Below are 22,336 nucleotides of genomic sequence, written 5' to 3'. Positions count from 1 at the left end.
TCGTTTCTTGCGATTCCCTAGTTACTTGCTGGTGGTCGAGCACGTGCTCGAAATCATTTTTACTTTCTGTACCGTAAACGTTGGTTGAGATCCGGAAGAGGAGCCTGCTCCGGTTGCACTGGAGCCGCTGCTGGAATTGGTTGAGCTGCCCATGCTGCCGCTGCTGGAGCTGGGCGAACTGCTGCCGCTGCTGGAAGCTGAACTGCTATTGTCCGTTCCCATAATGCGAATCTGATGACCAACGTGGTCGCTCAGTTTTGAAGTGTCGCCGGCAAGTTGCCATGTTTTACCAGTCTGATCTGTCAACGTCCAGTTGCCAGCCGAGCCACTCAGACAGCCCTCAATGGAATTGCTATTGTTTGAGGTCTGGGTGGTTTGCGTCGTGGTGGTCTGGGTCGTGGTTGAGCTGGTATCTGGAGTCGCCGGTTGTTGGCTGGGTGAGGTGGACGATGGAGACGTTTGCGAGCTTGTGTCTGGTGTTGTTGATGGAGACGAGCTGCTTGGCGAGGTTTGCGCCACAGCCCAAACCGCCGACAACAACAGAATTGCTGTAATCAAAGATATTTTTTTCATGTACGTTCCTCCTGGTTTTTGGCCTTTATCTCCAGGCCTTAAGAAGAGTTAAAGCAGCGCTAAAGACTTAGATCACCTGCGTTGCCACGGGTTTGCCTCGTTGGTATTAAGCAGTGCAAGAAACGAGAGCTGCGGAATTGAGATTTATTCCGTGTCTCTGATGAAAGAGATGACCTAATCCAGAAGAATTAAGTGGCGCCGCAAATGGTTCGCACGTCTCAGCGATGCAGTGCTTGAGGAACGTAGTTGCAGCAGGGATCTTCAGCAAACATATTTCCGGTCACCGCATAAGCACGGGCGCGCGAACCGCCGCAGATTTCCTTGAATTCGCAGACGCCGCACTTGCCCTGCAAATTGGAGGTGTCGCGCAATGCAGTCAGCACCGGAGAATTGCGATAGATTTCCGTCAGGCTGTCCACGCGCACGTTGCCCGCAGAGACTGGCAAGAAGCCGCTGGGACACACTTCACCGGTATGTGAGACAAAGACAAATCCCTTGCCATCATTGATCGGCAAGAGTCCCGGTACGGTCTTCTCCCATCCATTCTCTCCGGCTGCAAATGGATTTTGTCCCTTGCTTTTGAGCCGTTGCTGGATAATGTAACGGCGATAATGCTGCGCTTCAGTTGTCTTTACCTTAAAAGGCAATTCCTTAGAGAAACGATACAGCGTTGCGAATGTCTGCTCTACTTCGTCGGCAGAAAGCATGTCGGCCATCTGAGCGCGCCCGGTCGGAACCAGAAAGAAGGCGCTCCAGAGCACCAGCTTGAACTGTTTCAGCAGGTTCGCCATGTTCTCCAGGTCACCTATGTTCCGTTTGGAAATACTGGTGTTCACCTGGATGGGAAGACCGAACTCATTGGCCCAGTGGATTGCTTCCAGTGTCCGCGCAAATGAGCCGGAAACGCCGCGAAAGGCGTCGTGCAATTCCGGACTTGCGCCGTCAAGACTCACTGCCATTCTGGAGAGATGGGCGCGCTTCAAGTCGGCAATGGCTTCGCGCGTCAGCAGCGGTGTGGCGCTGGGCGTCATTGCCGGCTTCAGACCATGGGCGACGGCCCTGCGGACCAGATAAAAGATGTCAGAGCGTTTCAAAGGATCGCCGCCGGTCAGAATGAAGATTGGAGGCTTCAGGTCTGCGACATCGCGAATCAGCTTCTCCGCTTCCATGGTTGTCAATTCCAGAGGGTGACGTTTTGACTGCGCACAGGCACGGCAGTGACAACAAGCAAGATCGCAGGCCTGCGTGGTTTCCCAGATCACAATTAAAGGGCACCGGTTCAGATCAAAACTTGTATTCATTGCCACCCATCCTTAAAAAGGCTTTGACGCAAAAATGTATGAAAGCAATCTTAAGGGGTCGTTTCCACCGGTGATGTGATGGAAGTCACAGGTCCGATTAGGCGTTCTAATGGTCAATGTCTTGTGACATTTATCACATTCGCAAACTTGCAGACTTATATATACTGCTTTCGCAATCATCCGATGAAACATCGCAGCAGCGCAGCAGTTTTGGCGCAGAGGAGTTCCAGGCGGAATGAGAACATTTCGTGAATGGCTTTCACCCGTTGTTTTCTTCTCAAACAACTTGATCAGTCTGGCGGGCGTTGTGGTGGTCACCGCCGCTGGCGTCACCTGGCTGGTCTTTCTGCCCATTACGTTGCGCAGTGGCAGCGTGCATCCTTACGTGGGCATTGTTGTTTACCTTCTGTTGCCGGGAATTTTTGTTGGCGGTCTTCTTCTCATCCCTCTTGGTATCTATCTGCGCAGGCGCGGGATGCGCAAAAGAGGCGAGTTGCCGGCACACTTTGAGCCCATTGATCCCCGCAATCCAGAGCTGCGCAAGCTGTTTGGCTTTATCGCAGTAACTACCTTTCTTAATATCATTATCGCCAGCCAGCTTTCCTACAGCAGCGTGCGCTATATGGAAACGCCCAATTTTTGCGGCGCGACCTGCCACGTGATGAAGCCGGAATTCGCCGCCTATGAAGTGTCAGCGCATTCCAAAGTTGAATGTGTTGGCTGCCACGTTGGGCCGGGAGCCAGCGGATTCATGCGCGCCAAGGTGAATGGCATAAGGCAAGTGGTCCATATAGCTTTAAACACTTACCCGCGGCCAATCCCGGAGCCGCTGGAACGGCTTCGTCCGGCCACGGAGACGTGTGAATCCTGCCACGCTCGCCGCCGTTTTTTTGGCGACCGCATGCGCGATCTGGCCAGTTACGGCGCCGACGAGCAGAACACGCTCACGCACACTGTTCTAATGATGCATCTTGGAACTGGCGGGCCGCACAGTTCCGGCGTTCACGGCGCGCATCTGGGCGAAGGCGTTACCCTGCGCTACTACGCATCGGATGACGTCCGCCAAAACATTCCTTATGTCGAATACACTTCCGGCGGCAAGATGACGGTCTTTGCTGCGCCCGGAGCCAAGCCTGACCCGACGAAACTGCGGGCCATGCAGTGCATTGACTGCCACAATCGGCCAGCGCACACCTTCCAGCTTCCAGAGCGCGCGATTGATCGCGCCATGTCCTTTGGTGACATTTCTCCCACTCTGCCCTTTGCCAAGAAAGAAGGTTTGGAAATTGTGAAACAAACCTACGCAACCGGACAGGATGCGGCCGCCAAGATTCCTGTGGCTTTTGAGGACTATTACCGCAAAACATATCCTGAGATCTATGCGCAACGCCGGGCTGAGGTGGCCAGCAGCGCAAAGGCGTTGCTCAGTGTCTATCAGCACAACGTTTTTCCTGAAATGAAGATTACGTGGGGCACCTACCCCAACAATCTGGGACACACGGACTTTAACGGGTGCTTCCGCTGCCATGATGAGCAACATGCCAGCTCGGATGGAAAGACAATTACGCAGGACTGCAGTGTTTGCCACAACGTGGTTGCGTCCGATGAGAAAAATCCCAAAGCTCTGGTTGATCTGGGACTGTCGCCGGGTGCCGGGAAGTAGCTATTTTTTGCCTGGAGAATTGGCTATGCCGCCATTGTTCTCCGCAGAGACGGTGGAGTCACCCTTTTCCAACAACTGATAAGCCTCAGAGATGGTCATGCCGTCGCTGATCCGATGAAATCCAGTCATACGCTGAAGTTGCTTAACATTGATGGTCTTAAAAATCACCGCGTGGCCGGACATCTTCACATCAAGAGCAACGATTTCCCAGTGATCGTCCCCTACACGGCTTTGGGTTACGGAAAATGTTCCTCCCTTATTGAGTCGGCCCAACAGTCCCCAGCCAAAGGTCACATCTTCAAACAGGGAGCCGTCCAGCCGCGACATGCGAAGTGCAGCCCGGTCAATCCACATCGTCCCGCTCAGTGAACGGAACACCTGCAATTCCCGTGTTGGGGCATTGTAATGAGGATTGGGAAAGAATGAGAGCCTGACCTGGCCATTTTCGGCGCCCTCATACTTGAAAATAAACGCGTCAGGGATTGCCTTAAACATCTGCACTCCCTTGTCTTCATCGTCTTTGGCGCGTTTGTCGCGCTTTGCCCGCTCGGTAGGATCATCCACCAGTTTTTTCATGCGGGCTTCATCGGCGGCTCTCTGCTCAGCCGTTAATGGCTGTCCATTGATCAAGAGAGTGCGCGCGAGTTGTCCATCTTTAGTATCGATTACGTCGCGGTCCTGCGAACCTTTTTCGTCTTCTTTATGGATGTGATAGCGCCAGTGAGTGTGGTCGGCGGCATCCGCCTCCATCTGGTGCTTGATAGCTTCCCTGACAAGCTGGTTTGCGTCCTTCGGCAGAGGCGGCAGAGTGTCCGCTGTGGTCTGTCCGTGCAATGCCATGCCCAGACATGCACAAAGCAGGAGCATCGCAACGCGCCGCAGGGGAATGATGTAACTCATAGTATTCAAAAAGCGGGTACTTATTTAGAGCCGAAAAAGCAGCAGCTAGTTGCATTTTACCTTTTGGCGGCGACTGCTGGCGATTTTAGGAGTAAAGTAAAAAAAAGAGGCAGCTTTGCAGCCGCCCCTTTTATTGATCGACCCTCTCGGAAAGGCAGTCCCATTGGCTCAATAGCCGCGACTTGCGTTCAGAACCGCTGTTCCCCTGGTTTCGGTTCCGCCCGTGCGCCGCGACATTCCGTCCGGTCGACACATAACTTAAAAGCAAACAGACAGCCAAACTGGCCAGAGTTTCACCGGTTTCTTGGAAATATCTAAGAGACTGAAAAATATGGACTTGAACGAAATCTCCCGGGAGGTAGTGAAATAGTTACTGTTTACTTTATTGTAAACACGTAAAGTTGGGCAGCAGAATGCCGTGAATGAGCGCCAGATTGCCTTTCCGGCGCACACCTACGGTAACTATTTGATTTTGAAATACAGCAGTAAACTAGCGGTCAAACTCCTGATTGAAATCTGCGACAGGCGTTCCAAGACAAGAGAATAGGTCTCTCTGAAGAGAGCGATAACGAAAGAAAAGGTGCCAAAATGTGGAAACCGCGTCCTGAAGACAACAAGCCCATGAACATGAATCCGACCCAGCCTGCGCAGCCTGTACCCCCGCCAGCTGCTGTCGCTGCACCCAGTATTCCCACACCACATAAAGAAACGCCGAAGGCCAGCGATCCGCAACGCGCGGATGTTGGGCACATCGGCAAGTCAGTCCAGATCAAAGGCGAACTCACCGGCAGTGAGGACCTTTATCTGGACGGTTCAATCGAAGGGACGATTGATCTACGCGACCATAGCCTGATCATTGGCCCGAACGGAAAAATCAAGGCGGGCATTACCGCGCGCGATCTGGTCGTCCATGGCCGGGTTGAAGGAAACATCAACGCTACCGGACGTGTGGAGCTGCGCAAGTCCTGCACGCTGATCGGCGATGTGAGCACGCAACGGATCGTGATTGAAGATGGGGCATTCTTTAAGGGCGCCATCGATATCAAGGAAAAGAGCCAGCCAGTGGAAGCACGTAAGCCGCTGGCGGTCGCAGCCAGCGCAGGCATGAACGCCGGCAGCGGATCGTCATCGGGTTCGAGCGCGTCCAGCTACAGCGCCAGCTCGGATTCGCAGGGTTCCTTTTTAGATAGCAAATAAGGTAGAGTTAAAGGAGCGTGAGCTCCTCCGGTAACAATTTAATGCGATGGTTCCGTGGAGCAGGCAGCTCTCAGTCCAAGCCTCAAGAGGGTGGCAAATCTGCGCCACGGACCAGGCGCACCTGCATTGGACTGGGCGAATTCATGCGCAGCCTGAGCAGCAGCGGCGAACAGAAACCCTGTGTCCTTGATCTGGGACCAACCTCACCTACAAACATTGCCTTGCTTACAGAGATGGGTGTGCGCCTCTTTAATGAGGATATTTTGCGAGAATCGCAGGACGAAAGTTACTGCGTGAAGCAGGAAGACGGTACGCTTCAGTTTGATCCGACAAAATTCTTTGCGGAAAACCTTGATTATGGCGCTGACCAGTTTGACGCAATCCTGTTCTGGGACGTGGCTGACTACCTGCCTGAAAGCCTGGTAAAGCCCTTGGTTGAGCGCCTACAGGCCATCCTGAAGCCCAAGGGATACCTGCTCGCCTTTTTTCACACCAAGGACGCAGGTGTGGAATCTCTCTATTCCCGTCACCATATCGTCCAGAAAGATACGCTTGAGCTTGAGCCAGTTCAGGGCTTTAAGCTGCAACGGATCTTCAACAACCGGCACATTGAAAATCTCTTTAAGGACTTTGCCTCCCGTAAGTTCTTCCTTGGCCGGGACAATATCCGTGAAGTCCTGATGGTTCGCTGACCGGTTCAATCACGCCTGTTATTCGGTAAAATTTACCTTCCGGCATTCACTGCATTTGAACCCTCAATATCCAAAAGTGGTATCAAAATACCTATAAACTATATCCAGCTTGGATTGGGCCTTAATCCTCTAATCTGTGGAATTCTTCTACTCACCTGAGAAACGAGCTGTTCCGCATTAAGAATCAACAACTTAAATTACATTGCAAAACTTCACTGGCGTCTGCGTTCTTTGGGCATCTCGATTGCAGTAGTAACAGTGCCGAGAGAATGACGGTAATCAAAAAAGGGACCCTGCAGCGGGCCGAAGAAGAGGTAGGTTAAATGTCTAGCAGCGTAAGCATTATTAGTAATCTTGGAATTCTTGCCGCAAGAGAAAATCGCACAGCTAATTATGATGCGATCTATGGCGAGCACTGCCACCGAATTTACTCCCTGGCTTTTTGGATGACCGACAATGAGCTAACCGCTGAACAGCTCTCCGCCAACACATTCCTTCGCGCTTTTGCGTCATCGGCAGAGCCGAAGACGGAACAGATTGACCAAGCCTTCCTGGCTGAGATCCGCGAACTCACCACGATCGGCACCCTCACATTGAACGGCAGCATCTCCGCGGAAACCAAGAGCGTTTGCGGCAACGTGAAGCGGGTGCATCTTGAGCGCGCGGTTGTGGAACTGCCTGCGACAGAAAAAATGATCTTTCTCCTTCACGATGTTGAAGGCTACAGCCATGAAAAAATTGCTCGCCTGCTTGGCTTGGATGTAAAAGAATCGCAGTTTGGACTGCATCAGGCCCGTTTGCAGATGCGAGAACTGATTTCGCGCATGTCGTAAAAAGCCGTCGATTGTATCTCCTCTCTCTCCTTACTCTCCAACCCTTCGCCTAAAGCGAAGGGTTTTTTTCGCAATCAACATCGCAAGTCTCAGCTTTCTATTAACTTTGGGATATTTAGTTATGTTAATTTCAATTAAAGCTGAAACTTTTTTCCCGATCCTACGTCTATCTTAATAACAACATACGCAGTACCCCCACGTGGGCGTCGCCCCTATACCGGCGCCCACTTTCTTTTTTTGCCGCGCCGACTTTCAGTCTGAATTTTTCTTGAACAACCTGAGCTTTGAAGGTCACTGTTGGAATCCTTCTGGTTCTCCTTAATTTGTTGCGCCTCTTCATCGATCATTTCATGATTCGAGCCGCAACACTGGAAATCCCCAGCGTGGTATTTCAGAAAGGGCAACGGAATGACGAAATTGCGGTTCTAATGAACCGGGTAGATGAAGCGTGGTGGCTTCCATGAGCGACAAAAATAGATTAAAGTTTCAGCCAGAACACATAATTACGGAGGGCGGAGCAATGGATTGGAAGAAAACGCTGATGATCGGGTCTTTTGCGGCGGGGGCAATTCTGTTCCTGACGGGACGGAGGCCAGCGGGCCTGGCCGTTGCCGGAATCGGCGTAGCAACTTTTGCCGCCGAGCATCCGGAAAAGTTCGAAGAATTGTGGCACCGCATGCCTGAGTACATTGAAAAGGGCAGCAAGTTTGTCGATATGGCATCCACGTTCCTGGAGCGCATGGGCCAGGAAAAAGGCGGCTATCGCAATATGCCGGTCGCGGGAGGCAATCGCTACTAAGCGGCGCGTGCTTGCGAAAGATTGGCCGGGTTAATGCCCGGCCTTTTACTTTTTAGAGACAGTCGGAGCGGCAGCATCTTTCCGGCTTTCCAGTGAAATACGTTGACGTTCCGCTTCATCGATGCGCATTGCGAAGTTTGCGAACGCGCCATACTTGTCCGGCGCGATGACCTGCACCGGAATGCGGAAGTCGCGATGGATATCCACCTGGTGTGGCATCCGCACAAAGCTCAGCGCGTACTCGCCAAATTCGGTTTTCTCCGTGAAGTCGGCAGGCAGCGAATGTACTCCCATGGCATCCGGCAAATGCAGATGAAATATGGTGCTTTCAAAGAATAATGAGTCAATCAGGAGCGGGAACTTGCGCGTTGGGGTCTTGGCGTACAGAGTTGCCAGGCCCAGCGCAGGAGCCAGCTGATTGATTTCCGCTGTGCCGCTCTGCCGATTAACAAATTGCGGAACCGTACAGCGGACCGAAAGTTTCAGGGGCTGCTCGGGATCACTTTCATGCGCCGCGGTTCCAGTGATCGACGCGGCGCCCGGAAAGATACGCATTGCCAGTTGCTCGAAGAATGCCTGCTTCTCTGGTTCTCCCGCGCTACGGAGCAGGTTGCGTACCTCCTGTGCACGCATTGAGCCCAATCGCACACGGATGCTGGCTAAGAGGTCGCTATTAGAAAATGAAAGGTCGGCTTCCGCCATACTCTTCTCATCTGCGAGCCGCGGATTCAAAGCCACGATCTCTGGCTTTTTCTCTTCTCCTGCCAACAAAGGGATAAGGTGAGCTTCCCGCGCATCCAGTGATGGCGGAATTGCGCCGAAAGGCAAATCATCGGATTCAGCATCAACATCCACAGGTTCGCGGCTCTGCAGCCAGAACCGAACCAGCGGTTCGGTGTAGCAGGATAGTTCTTTGCCGCAGTCCTGCTCAATTTTCCGCACCAGCAGCAGTTCTGCGTTTAATCCAACGGCGCGCGCCAGGGCCAGCAGAGCCATGGTCCGGCTGCCCTGACCATTGTCCAGCGTGTCTTCGGCCGGGCTTGCGGCCCAGTCTGGACCGGTCGAATCGATCTTGCTGGTCACAAATCGATACAGACGCTTCGCTTTCTCAAAATCTCCACCGGCTTGCGAAAGATTAAATTCCGCCGCCGCTTCATTTACGTGAAGGCCGGCTCGCGATACGTCGATCAACTGATCGCGCAGTCCATCGCGGGTTTTTGCCGCTGAGGTAACCATGACGGTGGGGAGTAGGTTGATCGCAGGTAGAAACGATTCTGCGATCGTCTGGGCAATGTTATCGCGCTCCCATATCCGGATCACCGTTCCATTATTTTCTCCCACCAGCGGCAGCGGGGGACCGGCTTGTTCTCTCACACTGACCGTGCTTTCCGCAGGGCTCAGCAGCACCATGCGAGCATGAAGCAATGGCGCGGCGAAGGACCCGAAAGTATGGGTGCCGGCACTTTCCGGCATCTGGTCTAACTCCGCATAATGCAGCACGTACTCTTCCTCGATTGCGTCGCCCGCCTCCAGCGCTGGCATGGAGATAGTTGGTTTTTGCTGCGCCAGTTCAGGTTCAGTGATCTCTCCATCGGCTTTGATTGTGCGCAACTCCAGCAGATCAGCTCCGCGCGGCAGCGTTACTTCTCCGTACCGGCTGATGCCTTCTTTATTCAATGGGCGTGTAATGCGATGCACATACACGGAAACAGGACCGTTACGGCGAATGCGGACGACTTTGTCAGAGAGCAGGATTACCGCGTCGCCACCAGAAAAACTTCTTTGCGCCGATTTGCGGACCATCTCTATGCCATCGCGACGGTAGGGAACATAGAATTCTGCACCGTTGGCGAATGCCTCAGCGCGTTCACTCCTGCTATCCGGCGCCACTCCCGTGTCTCTGACCGCTGGCACATAGTCCCGGGCGTTTGCAGCCAGTTCACGCAGTTGTTTGGCTTGAAGTTTGGCCGCGCTGATTTGGTTATCCAGAAGCAGTTGCTCTACCAGCATTCGCCGGGCAGCGCGATGAAGAGGGTTTCTGGTAACTAACTGCTGAAGGTAGGCTGCCGCGGCGCTGTGGCGGCCTGATTCAGCCAGCAGCCGCGCATATTGCAAAGACTCTGGCGCGCACGAGGCCATTTGCTGTTCAACGGCGAGGGATTTGTCCTGCTGTGCGGCGGCGTTATAGAACTTAACGGCTTCCGCGAGCCGGGCACAGGAAGGATGTGACTCCAGCAAACGCGCGAGCAGCGCCGGCCCATCCACCTGATTGCGCCGTGAAAGATTAAAAGCCAATTGCAGCGCCATTTCTGATTGAGGACGCTCCGCCAAAATGCTCATTACATCTGTGCGTACGGATTCAGCCTGGCCTCGATCAGCAGCGTTTTGGTCCGATTTCAATCGTGCCAGCAAGGCCCCTGGTTGGGCCGTGGCAACCGCCTTCCATGCAGCGTCCGCGCGGGGTGAATGCTCTTCGGCCGCGGAATAGAGCAGCGCATGGAGATACTTGCCATAGCCGGTGTCACGAAGCGCGTCCGCGCGGAGCAGGGTTGCCATCTCGGCAAAATCGCCCCGGAAATATGCTGCCAGCGCTTGCGTGTATGGTGCCAGGGGCGTCGGCAGGGCAATCTTTTTCTGTGGCGACACTTCAAATTGTGGATGCAGAGCTACGCTCAACGGTGCCGCATCCGGTGAAAACTTGAGCAGGATGCGGTGGTGACCTGCCGCCATTGACAATGAAGTTGAATCCCGGGTTGGGGCGGCTGCATGACGTGCGTCGTGAAGCAATAGCGATTTACCGTCGATGAAAACTTCATAGGTGCCAGAACTCAATACGTCGAGCCGAGATGTGGTGGTCGCGACTGGCAGATCGACATCACTGGCTGCATAAAAAATGCCGGTAGAGGGGAAGTATTCTGGGAGAGCAATCATGCCGTCGCGGAACCAGAACCGTTCCGGCATAATTGTGCGCGAAGAGTCTTGCTTGGCAGTGGCACGCCCTCGACGTTCACTTTTTAAGATCTCGAAGTCCCGTTGGGACGAGTATCGGTCGCGGAAAGGCCGCTCGCTTTCCGGCGGCCACCGGCGCTCAAAGTCAACGTTGTTATATCTTCCAAACGGGCCGGCAACACTCCACCGCGTGAGCAGTCTGCTTGAATGAGCTGCGGTGTCCAGATCAATGTTTGCGCCGTCGGAAGCGGCTGCTACCAGCGCCAGCCGCAGGTTGAAAGCGCAGCCATTGTGGATTGTTGCTGTTGATTTTATCCGGCGAAGGACCACGTTGAAGGCCCAGCTATTGGCCGCGTGCTGCAGGACCCGGTTCGATGCCAGATCGTGGAGTTCTGGCGCGGCAGGCAGGGCGCAAAGCCGTAGAGCCGAGTCCAATGCAATCTCAGGACGTTCCTGCAGTTCGGCTGTTTCCATGCGAATGAAGAGCGCCACAGTGTCTTTTGGGGCTTGACGCAAACGCGCGCCGGATGTCTCGGCTGCCGAGGACAAATTGAAATCAGAAAAAAAACTCTGGAGCAGGGAATCGTCCGTTTTGCCCGAATGCGTGGTCTGGCCCCTCTGTGAGAATCCCACACTCGCGCTTAAGCAGAACAGCAGGATGGGAAGAGCGCGGGTGGCCAATCTCATTGCGGCAGACTCAATGTGATTTCATTGCGGAAGCTGTGTTCCGCCTGGACACAGAACTGGCGGAAGGCCGGATAATCCTGCGCGCTTACACGCGCTTTTTCAAACTGTATATGGCTCTGTACCATCACTTCACCCGCAGATTTCTTGTAATGCAGTCGAAGCGAGCCAAAAGTCCCGGTAATGTTCTGGTCGCGTGGCAGGGAAGTGACTTCTGCACCTTCCGGCAATGCGATGTGAATTTCCTCGTCCGTGGTCCATGGCGAAGGCAGGACCAGATCCTGTGTGCGTGTGCTGGCTCCAGCCAGGGCAGCTACGTACGAGCGCGGCATCCATGACGAACGGAGGGAAACCACACGCTTGTATTGCGGCGAATTTAGCGCGCCCTGGAACTCCACGCTCACGCTGCTGGAAAGTACTTCAGCGCCGTGGACCGCAACGCTATCTACCTGCACGCTGGGGAAGACTTCGGCAAGTTCGCGCCGAAACATATCCAACTGTTGTTCGCGCACGGCCAGGTCATGGCGCAATCCGGGCGCATCTTCACCCCTGGTTGTGGTCGAGCCGCTGAACTGGATCACGCCCTGCGCGGAGAGCTCGCCCCGGATGACGTGCCGTGTGTAGTTGTCCGCCGCGCGACTCATGGGGATGTGCCGTATCTCCGCCGCGCCGCTCAGGCTCACCGTCAGCGACAAGGCTCCCTGGTCTTCCAGAGGAAGCTCGCGGCCGGCGTATTCCGCTGTTCCATCGAGCCATAATTCATATTTCGGCACGTAGACAATGGCGTGATTGAAAACGGCGATGGAAGCCGGTTCCGTCGCCACGTCGCCCAGGGAGCGAGTGCGCACCAACGCGATCTCGGCTTCAATGCCTGCGGCCCGCAGCAGCGCGATCATCAAGCTGGCTTTGTCTTTGCAGTCACCAAAGCGTCGGGCATAAATCTGCGTGACTGGATAAGGCTTATAACTGTAAATGCCGAACTCCAGCGCCACGTAGTGCGTGCTGCGCAGGACAAATTCCTGGATGGCAGAAATCTTCTCCTTGTCCGTGTGAAGTCCGTTCGTCACTCGCGCCAGTTCATCCTGGAGCGATTGGTCCAGCGCAAATTGAGGACGAACAAGCTCCGCATACCAGGAGCCAAGTTGTTTCCAGTCGCCCATGGTGGAGACGTGCACGTAAGGAGAAACTTCCGTCACGCCGGGACTGCGCGGCTCGCGCGGCAATGCGGGAATTGAGCGTGATTCCCAAAGAAAAACCTGGGAGCCATCCCGGGCAGAAACGCTTGCGGGAGCGATCTTTTCCGCGTGAACAAAAATTTTCTCCGCTGCGGGAGCAATCAGCACGTATCTCTTCAACTGCTCCGGACCGCGGCCGGCAAACAAGACCAGCTCGCCAAAATATCCGCTGTAAGGTGCGGACCGGCGCTTGGGCACGAGCGAATACTCCAGCTCAACCACATCCCCTTTTTCCAGTCCGGCAAAGCGAAGCTGGTGCAGGCGCATGTCGTAATACATTGAAACCGGAGTGTCGGCATATTCATGATCGCCCAATTCCTGCGCGTCCAGTACCAAACCATTGGGCTTCCACGCGCGCGCGTGAATCACGAGCAATTCTTCAGTGGAAGGCGAATAGCGAATTGTGCTGACGCGATGGGAATCGAGTGCAGCATCCGATCCTACAAAATAAAGCTGCTGAACGTGCACGCGATCCAGGCCACTGGCGAGAAGCTCCTGCACGCGAATATCAGCCAGGGCTGTATCGGCTGGCGCCGGCGGCTTGGCAAATGCGTCCTTGACCACCATTGCCGGGTTGACCAGATATTGTGCGTCCTTCGCCAGCGTGTCCGGACGCGCGGCGGAGGACGCTTTTGCCAACTCCTGTTGCGCTTCGCGATCAAGATGCAGGTTTTCGTCCACCTGCGCCAGTCGGCGGTGGGCGTCAGCGTTTTCATCATCCAGTGCAACTAGCCGCAGCAGGGATTTCCTGCCGCCTTCAGCATCGCCGCAATCGATCTGCACTTGCGCCAGCCGCGACCATATATCTGGCTGGTTCGGCTCCAGTCGCGAAAGAGAGATGTAATCCGCCTGCAAGTCATATTTCATGTGCCGGCGTTCATGGAAGCGGGCCAGCAGCTCGAGTTGTTCGCGGTTGTCGGAAGTTTCTGCCACTACGGACGCAGCGAGCCGCGCGGCGTCGTCCAGAAGTCCCATCTGTTCGTAGTCCAGTGCAAGTCGAGAGCGCAGCCACAGCGGGGAAGGCCACTGCTTTTCCAGACGACGCAGTTCCGGCAGCGCCTGCGAACGAAGACCCAGATTCAAGAACAAGCTGGCGCGGCGTTCACGGATGACAAAATCATTCGGTGCAGCTTCCGCCGCCGAGTTGAGCACGTCACGAGCTTTTTCCAATTGCTGGCGGCCGATGTAATAGGTCGCCAATTCCACGTGCAGTCGCGCATTGGAAGGCTCCAGCGATAGGCCATTACGTAACGCGGCAAACTTGCGGAGAGGTTCATCCAGAAATTGAGCGGCCCGGAGCCAGCGCGTTGCTGTGGGATCCAGAGCGGCTGCCTGCAACATATGGTCAGCGGCTTCAGCGGAACCGGATAAATGCTCCAACTCAGCCAGAGTTTCGCAAGACGCGCCGGTTGTGGCGGCGTTGCGGGCTTCCGCCAGAATGCGCTGGCGGGATTCGGGAGCCGCATACCAGTGCTGCGCCTGATGTTGTGCCGGCACCTTGAAAGTGCGGAGATCGTCGATATAGGCAGCTGCTTCATTCCTGACGAGATCATTTTCCCCAGCCGATTGCCCGACATTCTCAAAGAAAAGCTGGACTTGACGCCGATCATCGGCAAAGTCACGCAAACGGCGGACATGGTCCAGGAGCGCCAGCTTTTCCAGCTTTCCGGCTGAAGGCCACTGCGAGCGCAGATTTTCCAGCTCTAGATCGTAAGGGTTGCGAGATTGCGCGCAAAGCGCCAGGGACGACACCAGCAGACAAACCAGCGGCATGTGACGCAGCAGGTTTCGCATAACATCTTCCGGGGAAAGAACCTTAAGCCTTTGTGGGGAGAATACGAGTGCCCCAGGCGGCTGTTTCACCGCCCGGGGAAAATCGCAAATCAGTTAAGTCGCCTTCCTCTTTCGGCTCCGTTTCCCCCAGGTTTTTAATCTGCCGTAGCCGGAGAGTCAGCTCAACTCTTCATGATTGGTTAAGGTGAGATAAGTATCCAGCTACATACGATTTCCAGCCATTCATCGAAAAACCTAGGGAGTAGGTAAATAGACCTTAGGGACGCCAGGGAAGCTGACATCCCGCGGTTACTTAGGTTCATCTGACTGAACGGAACCGGAGGTTTTTGGGCCCAATGGCGCGTCTGCTGCTAATACTGTTTCTTGCCGCAGGTGTTGCCGTTACCGCAAGGTCGCAGGATCTCCATTTGAGCGAGTCCGGTTCAGCCGTGGTGCTTTCGCACTCAGCGTTTGCTCACGGATACCGCCACGGTTATGAAGAGGGCTACCACATTGGCAATACAGATGCCAGCCTGGGTAGTTCACAACGCCACAAACTCAAGGATTTCCACGGACTGAAATCAGGCTATTCCGCACAATTTGGCCCACGCAATTTGTTTGAACACGGCTTTGCGTCCGGTTTGAAGGCCGGCTACGGCGATGGCTATTCCGGACGGCTCTTCCGGGCTGTCGATACGCTTCGGTCTGTCTCAGCCTCCCTGGAAGATACGAATTCGGCCGGCGGGTTCACCCACTTTGATGAAGGCTTTCTCTCTGGTTACAACGAAGGGTTCGATCGGGGAGGCTCAGACCAATCTTCCACCGCTCAGGTCGACTTTCATTTTGTCGGGTGTGCCAATTATCCGAAGCAGCACAATCTCTCCGGCGAAAATGGTTACTGTGAAGGATACCGTCGCGGCTTTGCCCTGGGCCATGCGGACGGGTTTTTGCTGCGTCCTGAGGGTGGTCGACTGGAAGCCAGCAAGTAACCCGAAGCAGCACTCCCCAATCCTTGCGCTTCAACTTCAGTACATGTACCCTGCTAAGTAATGGGCTTGGGCTGAGGTTCATGATACTTTCAGGTCGCGCGCTCTATTTTTTGCTTACAATACCCACATTCACGCCACGGTCTTGGAAGGAGTTTTGATGAAAGCAGGCGCATCGAAGAGAACGATTCGCATAGCTGTGGTAGAGAGTGATCCCCTTCGGTTTATTGGACTGAAGTCTCTGTTCGATACCGAGACGGACCTCGAACTGGTCTCCTGCAGTTTGGCGGAATTGGGTCCGCGCAAAGATATCGACCTCGTCCTTCTGGGAACAAGGGCGGGACAAAACCTGTTTGACGTAATGGCGGGCCTCAAAGCCGCGCGTCCTGATCTCCGCATCATTGTTACGGGAAGCGGCGCTGACGATGAAACGATTTTGAAAGCGCTGGCCGCCGGAGCTAAAGGCTACGTGGACGAAGCCGCATCCCCAGCGGAGTTCATACAGGCAATGCGGATCGTGCATGCTGGTTCGGTCTGGGCGCCGCGTCGCGTGCTTTCGATTTTTATCGAACGAGTAACGTCTTCCCCGGGACGAATTTTTCCCGCGGGCAGGGTTACATTTACCGATCGTGAAAAAGAAGTTCTTGAACTGCTGGTGGTAGGACGCTCAAACAAGGAAATTGGATCGGTGCTGGGGATCGAAGAGCGCACCGTAAAAGCGCATGTGGCCAAGTTGATGCGCAAAGTCGGCGTGCAAAACCGCATCGCACTCTCAGTGCACGCAATTACGCATTCGCTGGTGACCTCCTCCAAATAAATCGCCAGAAAAATCTTGAGGTCCGGCGGAACAGTCTGCTGGGCCTTTTGTTTTGGGCGAGAGACAAAGTTTTGGTGTTTACTAACTTGATATCTCCGTGAGTACATGTCCAAAGCGGCAGTGGGGAAGGAACCCCGGTTACTTGCCGCGAAAATGGTGTGGATGGATACTCTACTCACCTACCACAGAACCTGGGAGACGGGGTTGGACACGGTCACGAGGGTCACCGTATCCAACCCTTTATTATTTTTCCGCATCTTCTTACCTGCTCCCAGCGACTAAAATCATTTTTGAGGAGATTATGAAAACACTGCTTCGTGTTGTGTTGTGCGCAGTCACGCTTGCAAGCGGGGCCTTTGCTTCAGAAGCCGCGGCCAGCCGGCTGGAAACGGCAGCCACCGTATTAGACGAAATTATGGCAACTCCCGATAAGGGCATTCCTTCAGACATTCTTGGATCGGCAAAGTGCGTGGCAGTGGTGCCCAATCTGCTCAAGGGCGGATTTATAGTTGGCGGCGCGCATGGCCGCGGCATGGCAACCTGTCGCACAGCGACTGGCTGGAGCGCTCCAGCGCCATTGACCACAACAGGCGGAAGTGTGGGCTTGCAGATTGGCGGACAAGCCGTTGACCTGGTGATGGTGGTGATGAATGATCGCGGTATGCAAGCGCTGCTTACGAACAAGTTCAAGCTTGGCGCCGATGCATCCGTGGCCGCCGGTCCGGTTGGACGGCACACTGAAGGCTCCACCGACTGGAAGCTTCGAGCCGAAGTCCTAACCTACTCGCGGGCGCGCGGTCTTTTTGCCGGAATAAGTTTTAACGGCGCTGTGATCAAACAGGATGAAGACGCGACCGGCGAACTTTATGGCCGCCAGGTTGATTTCAAGACCATTCTGACGGGATCGGTTCAACCCCCGCAGTCGGCTGAAAAATTTCTTGCCGCGGTGAAACGGGCCGCAGGGACAGATGTGGCTCCTTCGAGCAGCCCGATGCCGTCGACTCCGCCTCCCAGTTCGCGACCATCGTCACCGGTAAATCCGCCAGCAGCCACGCCGACACCGATGCCAGAGCCGGCTCCGGCAGCTGAAACCGCTCCGGCCACGGAAACAACGCCGAGTCCCACTCCAACGCCAACACCGCCCGTGCGAATATAAATCCGGAAAGTCTTCAAAAAACAAAAGGGAGCCAAACCAAGGCTCCTTTTTTGCGTAATCACTTTGCAATTCAGCTGCTCAGTGCTTGTGCGTATGTGGCTTGGCGTTGTGATCGTCGTGAGCGGCCTCGCCTTTCATGTGCTCGTGTTCTTCCTCTTCTTCCTTAAAAATGGGAGGTGCGCCCAGGCTGCCCTTTGCGGGAAGATGGCGGATATAGTGGACAATGTTCCACATCTCTTCATCTTCCAGAATTCCTTTCCATCCCGGCATACCGGAAGGCTTGATGCCGTTTTCAATGATCCATTTCAGTTGGCCGTCGGTGTAATCCTGCACGTCTTTGACTGAGAGATCAGCCACTGGCGGATCCATCTTGCTGGCAAAAGGAACCCCCGTATTCTGTCCGTCCAGTCCATGGCAGATTTGGCAATGATGCTGGAAGTGTTCGCCGCCTTCCTTCGCAGCGTCTGGTGTATAGGCAATTGGATTCTTTACGTCTTTGCCGCCGATCGTCACTTCATGCTTGACTTCATTCGTTACGGCGCTTTCGGTCTTGCTGGGCGTACCGGCCTTGCAGCCACACATCGCAACAATGGCAAGAGCGGCTAGTGCGTGGGAAAACTTCATTGTCTTCTCCTTTTGGTGCGCAACCATCTTAATGGCTTGGGTGTTCTTCGGGAAATGTAAGTCCTGAGGTGGGGAACACACCTCCTAACATTGAGTCTGTATTGGCTCAGGGGGTTACGCGGGGTTTGAAATATTTTTCTCGCGATGTTACCGTCGCCAGTTGCCCACATTCCGCCACAAGCTTGAATATTTTCCCGTCTGGCTGCTGGCCGCAGCCATCGGCGTGCTGCCGCGGCCAATGGCGCGAGGTCTTTGCCAGGGCATTGGAATTTTTATTTATGCGGTTCACCGGCGGCTGCGCAAGGTCGGCTTGCGCAACCTGGACCTGGCATTCCCTGAGAACACGCGAAAAGAAAAACTTCAGATCCTGCGCACACTCTTTAGGGGCCTGGGCCGTCAGTTGGCTGAATTTGCGTTGTTCCCCCGGTACCGCAAAGAAACCGTTTCAGAGATCGCTGTTTACGATGGCTTCCAGAACTTTGCCGAGGCCCGCGCGCGTGGCAAAGGCGTATTGTTCCTGACCGCGCATTTCGGTGGATGGGAAATTGGCTCATTCGTACATTCCCTCAATGGCAATCCCATGAATATTGTGGTGCGCCCGCTCGACAATCCTTACGTGGACGCGTTTGTGGACCGTTATCGCACGCTGCATGGCAATCGCACATTCGGCAAGCAGGATTTCGCCCGCGGTCTGCTCACCTCAATGAAACGCGGCGAAGTGGTGGGCATCCTGATGGACACGAATATGACGCCCCCGCAAGGGGCTTTTGTGGATTTCTTTGGCGTTCCCGCATGCACGGCTACGGGGGTTGCGCGCGTGGCATTGCATACCGGTGCTGCCGTGTTGCCGGCTTTTACCATCTGGGACAAAGAGCTGGGCAAATATAAAATTCGCTTCGATCCGGCTCTGCAGCTCACGAAGACCGGTGATGATGACGCCGACGCAATCGCCAATACGGCCCTTTTTACCAAGGTGATCGAGGGATATGCGCGCAAATATCCCGAGCAGTGGTTGTGGGTCCACAGGCGGTGGAAGACGCGCCCGCCCGGCGAGCCCTCCATCTATTAGCAAGTCCCAATGTAAAAAAGCGCACAGCCGAAGCCGTGCGCCCAGGGAAGAGAAGAAGTTGCCGCGTCCTCTTCAGTCTCCAATTGCCTGTGTTGCAGCTCCTTCAGGCTTGTCTTTTTCGAAGAAATCACTAAAGTCGCCAACAAAAGCCATGATTGCCACTACCATTGACCCGGCGAGACCAATAAAGAATACTGCCTCCAGAAAAACTATAAGAAAGTGCATCATGATTGCCTCCCGCTAATTCCACGGTAATCGGCAATCGCATTAAGAACTTATAAAGAGTGCGGAAAGAAATCGTGGTGAGAATGAAATTGCGGAGTTTTTTCTTGCTGCTTCTGGGCGGGTTTTGATAGGAGTGTTGAGCGCACCGTTAGTCCTTCTGTCACTCCCCGCCACGATGGATTCGGTTCCTAGTTTTCACTCCGGGTCAAACCGGTAGCCTATCCATGGCTCGGTCTTGATGTATCTGGGAGAGCGCGGATCCAGCTCCAGCTTTTTACGGATGTTGGCAATGAAAACGCGCAGATATTCCGGCTGCTCCGTGCTGTTGCTGCCCCAGATCGCCGTAAGAATGGCGCGATGGGTGAGGACTTTTCCGCGATTCGCGAGAAAGTATCGAATCATGTCGTACTCTTTGGGCGTAAGGTGCACAGCCTTGCCATTGACTTCAATCAAACGTTGCTGCGGATCGATCTTGAAATCCCCGGCTTCATAGGCGGCATCGGATTGTGGGGGAGCCGTCGAGCGGCGAAGTAAAGCTCGCACACGCGCTGTAAGTTCCGCCATGCCAAACGGCTTGGAAACATAGTCGTCCGCGCCAAGGTCAAACGCTTTTACTTTAGTTGGCTCATCTTCCTTGACTGAGAGCACCAGCACAGGCACTTCTGACAACTGGCGTATGCGTTCACATAGCTCCAACCCCGTGTACCCGGGCATAGAGAGATCTGTGATCACCAGGTCAGGGAGCCATGTACGGAAACTTTCCAGGCCGGCACGACCATCATTCGCGACGCGGACCTGATATCCGGCTGATTCCAGGCCGCGCAATAATACGCGGGTGATCTGGGCTTCGTCATCCACGACTAGAATTTTCTTGGGATCATCCGTCATGAGCGTTCACCGGACGTTTCTATGCGTGAAGATCCTGGAGCCACGGCGACATCGCCATTGTCTGGACCGTTGTTTTCCGATGTCGGGCCGGGCGGCACATCATGCAATGGAATCATGAACTGCACGCTCGTTCCCTTTCTTTCTGGACCATCTTCAATCCATATTTTGCCGCCGTGCGCCTGCACAATTCCTCTTGCGATGGCCAATCCCATGCCTAACCCAGGCTGCACTCCAGCACGGAAGAATTTATCAAATACCTTCCCGCGCAGTTCTGACGGTATGCCTGGACCTTCATCATCAACAGCGAAGCAGATGTTGTTTTCTTTCTGCCGCACAGAGACGGTGATCTTGGCGGAAGGGCCAGAATATTTAGCCGCATTTTCCAGCAGAGTGAAAATTACCTGTGAAATCAAGCGTGGATCGACCTTCGGCGAAGGCAAGCCGCTGGCAATGGCGACTTCCACTGGGTGACCTTCGAGCAATCCCGCGGCGCGGAGAAACGCATCTTCCACCATTTCTTCCGGCGCAACGTTTCTGCTGGCCAGCGTGACCTCGCCCGCCTGCAGTTTGGCCAGGTCCATCATGCCTTGAATGAAATGGTTCAGGCGGTCAGATTCCTCTTCAATCACTTCAAAAAGTTCGCGCTGCACTTCCGGCGATACCGACTCCGCGCGGATAGTGGAAATGGCCGCCTTGATTGAGGTCAACGGCGTGCGCAGGTCGTGCGTCACGGCATCGAGCAGCGCGGTCTTGAGCTGTTCGCTCTTGCGCAGAGCATCGGCTTCAGCAGCCTGAGCGGCGGCGCGCTCAAATTTGCCGCGTACATGCACCAGTTCTTTGCTCTGCTTCTCTGTCAGCAGCACACGCTTTTCCAGGCGCGACGAAAGTTGGCCCACCAGAACAGCGGTGGTGACAAAAACAATAAAACCCACCACGTCTTCCGGGCGCGTAATCAGGAACGAATAGTAGGGGCCAATAAAGAAAAAATTGAATGACAAACCGACTAGGATGGAGGCGTAGAGCGCGGGGCCACGGCCCTGCGTTACCGCCACCAGAATCACCGGAAGGACCAGGATCAGGGCAATGCTGGTTTGGCTCAGTTCCGGACGCAGCTTTTCCAGCACGGCGATGGGCAGCGCCACGGTAATGGTCGCAATAAGGTAACGGACGGGCCAGCGCCCGCTCCAGGAAATCACAACTTAATTGTAGGCCATTGCGGCAAAAAGCCGTTTCTAGCCTATGCAAGCCATTTTGGGTGTTCTTAAACCGCATAAAACCTGCGAAAATAGCTGTATGGCAATCGTGGTAATTGGCGGGCATTCTCGGAGCGTGGGAAAGACCAGTGTGGTTGCCGGTTTGATTGCCGCGCTTCCGGAGTTCAACTGGACCGCCTTAAAGATCACGCAGTTCGGTCATGGCATCTGCTCGGCCGATGGCAAACCCTGCGACTGCGATACGGGCGACGACCATTTCCGCGCCTTGAGTGACGAGAAAGACCTGAGCGGTGAAAGCGATACGTCGCGTTTTCTTGTGGCCGGCGCGAAGCGATCACTTTGGGTCCGCACGCGGCAAGGCCGTTTGGGCGAGGCCATGCCGGATATCAAGCGCAAAATTGCCGGCGCGGAGAACGTGATCATGGAATCCAACAGCGTGATGCGCTTTCTGCGTCCTGACTTGTACCTCACTGTACTCGACGCTGACACGGAAGACTTCAAGGATTCAGCGCGCGAGTTTCTTGAGAGCGCTGATGGCGTGATCCTGCACCAATCTGAATCCAGGGCGAATTGGAAGACGGTATCGGTGGACGCGCTGGCAGGGAAGCCAATCTTCAAAATTCAGCCGCCGCCGTATGTTACGGAAGAGATTGCGGCGTTTGTGCGCGAAAAATTGGTGGCAGGAAATACCGCCAAGAGCCACGCTGCCGAAGGAATCGCCGAACGGCTTTAGGCCGCAGCACCATTCGGTTCAATCA

19 protein-coding genes are annotated in these 22,336 nt (G+C 54.7%); 10 read left to right on the top strand and 9 right to left on the bottom strand.

Annotated elements, in window-relative coordinates:
• Positions 1-21: 21 nt before the first annotated feature.
• Together LAO76_13915 and LAO76_13910 are read right to left on the bottom strand one after the other, a co-directional pair.
• A complete protein-coding gene (locus LAO76_13915) occupies positions 22-573 on the bottom strand; it encodes a hypothetical protein (protein MBZ5492023.1) in 552 nt (183 codons plus the stop codon).
• A 218-nt stretch (positions 574-791) separates the two neighbouring features.
• Positions 792-1,874 carry a TIGR04053 family radical SAM/SPASM domain-containing protein gene (locus tag LAO76_13910; GenBank protein MBZ5492022.1) on the bottom strand — a complete coding sequence of 361 codons (1,083 nt, stop codon included), beginning with the start codon at positions 1,872-1,874 and terminating at the stop codon, positions 792-794.
• A gap of 235 nt (positions 1,875-2,109) precedes the next feature.
• Here LAO76_13910 and LAO76_13905 point away from each other — a divergent pair, with 235 nt between their 5' ends.
• Positions 2,110-3,537 (top strand): NapC/NirT family cytochrome c, encoded by a 1,428-nt coding sequence (locus LAO76_13905; GenBank protein ID MBZ5492021.1) that lies wholly within the window; start codon positions 2,110-2,112, stop codon positions 3,535-3,537.
• Here LAO76_13905 and LAO76_13900 read toward each other — a convergent pair whose 3' ends face one another.
• The gene (locus tag LAO76_13900; GenBank protein ID MBZ5492020.1) at positions 3,538-4,446 is read right to left on the bottom strand and encodes a hypothetical protein; all 909 of its coding nucleotides are present in this window, start codon (positions 4,444-4,446) and stop codon (positions 3,538-3,540) included.
• Between the two features lie 579 nt (positions 4,447-5,025).
• Between LAO76_13900 and LAO76_13895 the strand changes: the two genes are divergently transcribed.
• From LAO76_13895 to LAO76_13880, 4 genes are all read left to right on the top strand, one after another.
• Complete coding sequence (locus LAO76_13895; protein ID MBZ5492019.1) at positions 5,026-5,634, top strand: polymer-forming cytoskeletal protein; 609 nt, start codon at positions 5,026-5,028, stop codon at positions 5,632-5,634.
• A 41-nt stretch (positions 5,635-5,675) separates the two neighbouring features.
• Entirely contained in the window at positions 5,676-6,326 is a 651-nt protein-coding gene (locus tag LAO76_13890; protein ID MBZ5492018.1) for a class I SAM-dependent methyltransferase, read from the top strand.
• A 323-nt stretch (positions 6,327-6,649) separates the two neighbouring features.
• Positions 6,650-7,159: an RNA polymerase sigma factor gene (locus tag LAO76_13885; GenBank protein ID MBZ5492017.1), complete on the top strand. Its 510-nt coding sequence runs from the start codon at positions 6,650-6,652 to the stop codon at positions 7,157-7,159.
• A 520-nt stretch (positions 7,160-7,679) separates the two neighbouring features.
• Positions 7,680-7,958: a hypothetical protein gene (locus tag LAO76_13880; GenBank protein ID MBZ5492016.1), complete on the top strand. Its 279-nt coding sequence runs from the start codon at positions 7,680-7,682 to the stop codon at positions 7,956-7,958.
• 45 nt (positions 7,959-8,003) lie between these two features.
• Here LAO76_13880 and LAO76_13875 read toward each other — a convergent pair whose 3' ends face one another.
• Positions 8,004-11,594 carry a hypothetical protein gene (locus LAO76_13875; GenBank protein ID MBZ5492015.1) on the bottom strand — a complete coding sequence of 1,197 codons (3,591 nt, stop codon included), beginning with the start codon at positions 11,592-11,594 and terminating at the stop codon, positions 8,004-8,006.
• A complete protein-coding gene (locus tag LAO76_13870) occupies positions 11,591-14,620 on the bottom strand; it encodes a DUF3857 domain-containing protein (GenBank protein MBZ5492014.1) in 3,030 nt (1,009 codons plus the stop codon). The genes LAO76_13875 and LAO76_13870 overlap by 4 nt, the downstream gene beginning before the upstream one ends.
• Before the next feature lie 335 nt (positions 14,621-14,955).
• Between LAO76_13870 and LAO76_13865 the strand changes: the two genes are divergently transcribed.
• The 3 genes from LAO76_13865 (at position 14,956) to LAO76_13855 (ending at position 17,558) form a co-directional block, all read left to right on the top strand.
• Entirely contained in the window at positions 14,956-15,588 is a 633-nt protein-coding gene (locus LAO76_13865) for a hypothetical protein (protein MBZ5492013.1), read from the top strand.
• A gap of 157 nt (positions 15,589-15,745) precedes the next feature.
• Positions 15,746-16,402, top strand: a complete 657-nt coding sequence (locus LAO76_13860) for a response regulator transcription factor (protein ID MBZ5492012.1) — start codon at positions 15,746-15,748, stop codon at positions 16,400-16,402.
• A gap of 301 nt (positions 16,403-16,703) precedes the next feature.
• Entirely contained in the window at positions 16,704-17,558 is an 855-nt protein-coding gene (locus tag LAO76_13855) for a lipid-binding SYLF domain-containing protein (protein ID MBZ5492011.1), read from the top strand.
• Between the two features lie 78 nt (positions 17,559-17,636).
• Here LAO76_13855 and LAO76_13850 read toward each other — a convergent pair whose 3' ends face one another.
• Positions 17,637-18,182 (bottom strand): cytochrome c, encoded by a 546-nt coding sequence (locus LAO76_13850; GenBank protein ID MBZ5492010.1) that lies wholly within the window; start codon positions 18,180-18,182, stop codon positions 17,637-17,639.
• Positions 18,183-18,342: 160 nt separating this feature from the next.
• Between LAO76_13850 and LAO76_13845 the strand changes: the two genes are divergently transcribed.
• Positions 18,343-19,251: a lysophospholipid acyltransferase family protein gene (locus tag LAO76_13845; GenBank protein MBZ5492009.1), complete on the top strand. Its 909-nt coding sequence runs from the start codon at positions 18,343-18,345 to the stop codon at positions 19,249-19,251.
• A 72-nt stretch (positions 19,252-19,323) separates the two neighbouring features.
• Here the strand turns inward: LAO76_13845 and LAO76_13840 are convergent, their stop codons facing one another.
• The 3 genes from LAO76_13840 to LAO76_13830 form a co-directional block, all read right to left on the bottom strand.
• Positions 19,324-19,479: a hypothetical protein gene (locus tag LAO76_13840; protein MBZ5492008.1), complete on the bottom strand. Its 156-nt coding sequence runs from the start codon at positions 19,477-19,479 to the stop codon at positions 19,324-19,326.
• A 192-nt stretch (positions 19,480-19,671) separates the two neighbouring features.
• Positions 19,672-20,364: a response regulator transcription factor gene (locus LAO76_13835; GenBank protein MBZ5492007.1), complete on the bottom strand. Its 693-nt coding sequence runs from the start codon at positions 20,362-20,364 to the stop codon at positions 19,672-19,674.
• Positions 20,361-21,560, bottom strand: coding sequence for a DUF4118 domain-containing protein (locus LAO76_13830; GenBank protein ID MBZ5492006.1), 1,200 nt, complete (start codon positions 21,558-21,560; stop codon positions 20,361-20,363). The genes LAO76_13835 and LAO76_13830 overlap by 4 nt, the downstream gene beginning before the upstream one ends.
• Positions 21,561-21,657: 97 nt before the next feature.
• On the opposite strand from LAO76_13830, the gene LAO76_13825 reads away from it, so the two are divergent.
• Positions 21,658-22,311, top strand: coding sequence for a hypothetical protein (locus LAO76_13825; GenBank protein ID MBZ5492005.1), 654 nt, complete (start codon positions 21,658-21,660; stop codon positions 22,309-22,311).
• The last annotated feature ends 25 nt before the right edge of the window (positions 22,312-22,336 follow it).

Source organism: Terriglobia bacterium, from assembly GCA_020072645.1.
Classification (GTDB): Bacteria; Acidobacteriota; Terriglobia; order Terriglobales; family Acidobacteriaceae; genus Angelobacter.
The sequence above is the reverse complement of the archived record's forward strand: the minus strand, read 5'-3'. Positions and strand labels throughout refer to the sequence as shown.